Annotated in this window: 1 protein-coding gene; it reads right to left on the reverse strand. The window is 59.7% G+C overall.

Annotated features, from left to right (window positions below; all coding sequences use genetic code 11):
• Nucleotides 1-46: 46 nt before the first annotated feature.
• Nucleotides 47-976 (reverse strand): IS110 family RNA-guided transposase, encoded by a 930-nt coding sequence (locus ACM6UT_RS23320; protein ID WP_416799650.1) that lies wholly within the window; start codon nucleotides 974-976, stop codon nucleotides 47-49.
• Nucleotides 977-1,174 lie beyond the last annotated feature (198 nt).

The raw sequence follows: 1,174 nt of genomic DNA on the forward strand, positions 1-1,174 counted from the left end.
CGCGCGATGGACATCGCGCGGCTGGCAACTGTATTGCGGTAGGAATTCAGGCTGCTCGGAATGTGGTCCTATCTCTGAGCAAGGCGTTGGCGGTCGTGAGTATTTTGCGAGCGATAGCGACAATCATAACTTTGAATGGCTTGGCTTTTTCGGTCATCGTTTGAACACTGCGTGCGAACGGCCTTTTGAGTCTGAAGGCAACGAGGGCTGCCATGTAGAGTGCATCTCGGACACGCTTGCGACCGCCCCGGATGTGTCTTTGTCCACGTTGTGTGCCGCTGTCGGCATTGAAGGGAGCAAGTCCCGCCAAGGCTGCCATGGATTTCGGCGCGCCATGGCCCAGTTCCGGCATGAAAGCGAGCAGTGTGAACGCCGTCACCGGCCCAACGCCGGGAATGGAACGCAGCCTGGCATTGTCTTCCCGCAGGGTGCGATGGGCGCGCACATGATCAAGGCAAGCCTTCTCGATCAGTGCGATCTCTTCATCGAGCCACCTCACATGACGCTCGATGCTGTCACGCTCCTGCGGTTCGGCGCTGTGAAGACGGACGCGCTCCTGCTGGCGCATCGCCACGAGCTGGCCTCGCCGGCTCTGCATGTCGGCCAGCCTGCGACGCTCCGGATCGGGAGCAGCCCTTGGCGTCGGATCCAGCCGCTTTCCCAATTGGGCCAGCACACGCGCATCGAGCATATCGGTCTTGGCGAGAAAGCCCGTCGCTCTCGCAAAGTCGCGCGCTCTGGCTGGATTGACCCGACAATAGGGGCGCTGCCGGGCATCGAGCGTTGTACAGAAAAGCCGATCATATCGACCGGTCGCCTCCAGAACGATCGTGACCGGGAGCTCTCCAAGGCCATCGATCCAGGCATTTATGGCAACGCCTGTGTTGGGTATGCGCTCATGCTTCTGTGTCTTGTCATCGAAAATATCCAGAAAGTCTTTCGAGACGTCGCATCCAATGAAAACAGGGTGTATCATAGGAGCCTCATCCTGTGCTGCGAGGTCCGCGCTCACGGCCTCCATCAACTGTTCAGGTTGGGATGTTCAAAGCGGGCGGAGGACCAAGGCCAGCGCGCGGTCTCAACCGACCAGGATGCCGGACGGCCTTCCGCCCGCAATCTTTATAACACACACACGATACACAGGATGCCGGGTCGAGCCCGGCATGACGGAGGA

The sequence above is a fragment of the Ciceribacter azotifigens genome (assembly GCF_048159625.1).
In the GTDB taxonomy this organism is placed as follows: Bacteria; Pseudomonadota; Alphaproteobacteria; order Rhizobiales; family Rhizobiaceae; genus Allorhizobium; species Allorhizobium azotifigens.